This window comes from Mycobacterium sp., from assembly GCF_025965855.1.
Classification (GTDB): domain Bacteria; phylum Actinomycetota; class Actinomycetes; order Mycobacteriales; family Mycobacteriaceae; genus Mycobacterium.
This window is the reverse complement of sequence record NZ_JAOPWB010000051.1, coordinates 1-4,374: the sequence shown is the minus strand read 5'-3', so window position 1 is coordinate 4,374 and position 4,374 is coordinate 1. Positions and strand designations below refer to the sequence as shown.

At 70.6% G+C, this 4,374-nt stretch carries 3 protein-coding genes; all 3 read right to left on the bottom strand.

The features are described from left to right. The coding region (locus tag JWP83_RS03660; protein WP_297725918.1) for a hypothetical protein at positions 1-1,075 on the bottom strand (1,075 nt) is incomplete at its 3' end. Positions 1,076-1,263: 188 nt separating this feature from the next. Further along, on the bottom strand, positions 1,264-2,379 hold the full coding sequence (locus JWP83_RS03655) for a hypothetical protein (RefSeq protein WP_297725914.1): 1,116 nt from the start codon (positions 2,377-2,379) through the stop codon (positions 1,264-1,266). 135 nt (positions 2,380-2,514) lie between these two features. Beyond that, positions 2,515-3,984 carry a hypothetical protein gene (locus tag JWP83_RS03650; protein WP_297725911.1) on the bottom strand — a complete coding sequence of 490 codons (1,470 nt, stop codon included), beginning with the start codon at positions 3,982-3,984 and terminating at the stop codon, positions 2,515-2,517. Between the last annotated feature and the right edge of the window lie 390 nt (positions 3,985-4,374).

Below are 4,374 nucleotides of genomic sequence, written 5' to 3'. Positions count from 1 at the left end.
GCGCCTGTGCGGGAGCCTCGGGAGCCGCTGCCGGGGCGGGCGCCGGTGCCGCGGGTGCCGGGGCGGGAGCCACCGGCGCCGGCGCCGCCTGGGTGGGGGCGACGACGTTGTGGCCGGGAGCGGGCTGCACACCTGCGGTCGGCCGAATGGCGATCGCCAGCGAGACCACCAGGGCCGTCACTCCGACGACGAAGATCGCCGCCAGCGCGCTGCCGATTAGCCGGAAGGACCCGCGCTCGCGATGACCCGCGCCGACGAGCTGGGTCGCGTGCCCGCCGGTGTAGGCCTCGTCGAGGTCGTCGGCGACGGCGCTGTAGGCCAGCGCGTTCGCCACGGTACCCGCCGGCGTTTCGAAGTAGCCGGGGGCCACCGCGAACGGCTCGATGGCGCCGGTACCCGGGTCCTGCGCGTAGGCCAGCGCGGCGGTGGAAGACGCGAACAGCGGCGCATTCGCCGAGGCCAGCGCCGCTCCCCGGGCCAGCGCCGTGTCCGGCTCCTCGGCCGCCGCCAGCGGAAGCGTGGTCGCCGCCTCCAGCGCGGGCTTGATCATCGGGATGTCGATGCCGGAGCCGACGACGAACACCGCGTCCGGGCGCGCCTCCAACGCCTCGGCACCGGAGACCATCGAGGCCAGCTGCGTCACCGCCGCCTCGTCGTCGGCGGGCAGGGGCTGCCGGTAAACCTCGGTGACCGAGCCATCCGCGCTGTCGACGACCGCCAGGGTTGCGGTGTCGGGCTCGATGTACAACAGCGCCGTGCGCGCGTAGTTCGTCTGATTGCCGACCGTTTGGGCCAGCGCGGCCGCGGCCAGAAACGCCGAGACCAACATCACGTTCTCGACCTTGTGCGCGGCCAACGCATCGCGCAGCGCGGCAGCCTCGGTCGGGTCCGTGAAGGTGACGCCCGTCGACGCCAATTGGTAGCCGCCCTCGGCCGCGCCCTCCCGGGTTCCCAGGATCGCCGAGACTACCTGGTCGGCCGCGGTAACGGTTGCCGCGTCGTCGTCGGCACTCACGTCGAAATTGTCCTCTTCGACGGTGGCGCCGTCGCCATTCTCACCTTCGACCAGCACCATACGAACTGCCGTCGGCGCCATCGACACGCCAAGTACGGTGTCCAAAGCTCCTCCATTGTCGTTTGCTAGCCAGCGAGGCCGGGGATGTGGTCGCCACAACCTTCAACAACTGCGGCACGCCGACAGTCCCCACCCCGTATTCCCTTAGTCCCCAGATTTTACTCGGTTTCGCGCCGTAGGCGACCGGGCTAGGGACCCAGGATTCCATGGCCCAGGTGGTGGCGCAGCCACCCCCAATGATCGTCGTGGTCATCGTCCCTGGGCAGCGGCGGCAGCCATTGGTGAAGGGGATTCGAGTCGGGCCCCGGATTCGGGGCGGCCGGGGCGGGAGCCGGCGCCGCCGGCGGTGCGGGCGCTGGGACTTTCGGGGCCGGTGCCGCCTGGGTCGCCGGGCCGACCACGTTCTTGCTGATATCGGGTCGCTGGTCCACATGTGGGCGAATGCCGACCGCGAGCGCCACCGTCAGCGCCACGGCGCCGACGACGAAGATCGCGGTCGCGCCGAGGATCGCCAGCATCTTTCGGCTGCGCCGCTCGCCGTACTGCGGGTACTCGCCGGGCGCTGGGTCGGCTTCGGCGCTGTAGGCGAGCTCGCGCACCGCATCCCGGACGAAAGGTATCTCGACCGTGCTCGGCGCTCCCAGTTGCTCGTTCGCCGACGCCAGTGCGGCACCTCGCGCCAGGGCCATCTCGGGTTCCTCGGGCGCGGTCACCGACAGCGACGTCGCCGCCTCCAGCGCCGGCTTGATCTGCGGGATGTCGACACCGGAACCGACGAGGAAGACGCCCTCGGGGCGAGCACGCATCGATTCGGCGCCCGCGACCATCGCGGCCAGCTGCGCCAGCGCCGCATCGTCGCGGTTGGGCAGGGATTTCCGATGCACATCGGCGATCGACCCGTCCGACGTGTCGACGACGGCCAGGGTCGCGGTGGTCGGCTCGACGAACAGCAGCGCGGTGCGCGCGCAATTGGTCGCGCTGCCGACCGCCTGAGCCAGCGCCGCCGCGGCCATGAACGCCGAGACCAGCATGACGTTCTCGATCTTGCGTGCCGCCAACGCGTTTCGCAGCGCGGCCGCGTCGGATTGATCGGTCCACGTCACTCCGCTGGACCTCAGCTGATAGCCGCTCTCGGCCGCGCTTTCCCGCGTGCCCAGAATGGCCTCGATCACCTGATCGACCGCGGCGGCACCCGGCATTGGAAAGTCGGCCTGATCGACGGTGACTCCGCCGGCGCCTTCTCCCTCGACGAGCACCATGCGGACCGTCTCGGGTGCCAGAGACACCCCAAGGACGATATCCACCGCTCCCCCACGTTCTCCAAACTGGTTTGCTGACAGTCTGATTGCCCCCCATCACAGCGAGAGTTTCGGCCGCGACCAAACCCTAGTTGGCCACCCTAGCGCGCCGGGCGGGACACGCCTGGCGTCGCCGATCCGTTACCTGTGGCCGAAGCCACCGAACCCGTGGCCACCGCCGAAGCCGCCGAATCCGTGTCCCCCGCCGAAACCACCAAAGCCGTGCCCGCCACCGAAACCACCGTGGCCGCCGCCGAACGGTCCACCGCCGAAGGGGCCACGGCCGCCGCCGAAGGGCCCGCGGGGCCCCGGCCCGCCGCCGAAGGGGCCGCGGCCACCCCCCAGCCGGGGCGCGGGGGGCCCGACTACCGGCACGCGAGGCACGGGAATGAACACGGGCGGGGGAATCAGGGGAACCGGGACCGGCGGAGCCGCGGGAGCCGGGACTGCGGCGGGCGGGCCGATGGGATGGGGAACCGCCACTGGCGCGGGCGCCTGGATTTTCGGGCCGGCCTGAGGTACCGGCGCGGGCGCGGGCTGCTGCGTCGGGGCGATGATGTTTTCGTTGGGGCTGGGCCGCAGCGCCACCGTCGGACGGATGCTGATCGCGAGCGCAATCTCAAGCGCCACGACGACGCTGATGAAGATCACCGCCAGCGTGCTGCCCACCAGCAGAATGGATTTGCGCCGCTGTGTGCTCTCGTCCAGGCCGATGACCGTGTGCGCCTCGGCGTCGTCCGGCACCGCGCTGTAGGCGACGTTGGGCTTGCCTGTCTTGGCATCGGAAGGCTCCGGAACGCTGCGGTACTCGGGCTGGTATGCGGGCAGCAACCCGGGAAACTGGCCGGCCAGCGCGAACGGGTCGACCTCGCCGGTGCCGGGGTCCAGCGCGTAGGCCAGCGCCGCGGTCGACGACGCGAACAGCGGTGCGTTCGCCGAAGCCAGCGCTGCACCGCGCGCGAGGGCCATCTCCGGTTCGTCGGGCACCGACAGCTGAAGGGAAGTCGCGGCCTCCAGCGCCGGCTTGATCAGCGGGATGTCGACGCCGGAACCGACGACGACCACACCCTCCGGACGCGTTTCCAGTGCTTCGGCGCCGGAGACCAGCTCGACGAGCTCGCCCACCGCCTGGTCTTCGTCGTCGGCGAGAACCCTCCGGTGCACGTCGCAGACGGATCCGTCCGCGGTGTCGACCACCGCCAACGTCGCGGTGTACGGCTCGACGAAGAGCAGCGCGGTGCGCGCATAGTTGGTGGCGTCGCCCACGGCCTGCGTCAGCGCGGCGGCCGCCATGAACGCCGAGACCAGCATGACGTTCTCGACCTTGTGGGCGGCCAGCGCGTCACGCAGCAGGGCGGCCTCGACGTGATCGGTCCAGGTCACTCCGCTCGACAGCAGCCGGTATCCGCCCGCGTTGGCACCCTCGCGCGTGCCCAGGATGGCGGAGACCACCTGGTTGGGCGCCGTGGAAGGCCCTCCAGACTCGTGGGCGCCGCCGCGAACCTCGAAGTTGTCCTGGTCCACCGTGGCCCCGTCGGCGCTCTCACCTTCCACCAGCACCATGCGGACCTTCGTCGGCGCCATCGAGACGCCAAGCACGATGCCCACCACCGCTAGAAAACTCCCTTGGTAGTTTGCTGCGTCGCGGAGACAATGAGGCCGACGACGCAATTACTTACTTGATTACCACGGACTTTATGGCCACAGCAGCGCGCAGGGCTCTTAAATCCGGGATTAGCCGGGCGTTATGAAGTTGTGGCTCTGGGGTGGCTCGCGTTTTCGGACCTCCCCACTGTCTCGACCGTACCCGCACCGCCGCGCGGTGTTAAGCGCAAGTCGGCCTGCGTTAACCGTTTCGCAACGCTCGGTAACGTCGCGCAGACGTCTAGTGGTGCCCGCCGCCACCGCCGAAGCCGCCGCCACCGCCCCCGCCGCCGCCGAAGCCGCCGCCACCGTGGCCGCCACCGCCGAAGGGACCGCTACCGCCGCCGCCGCCGAACG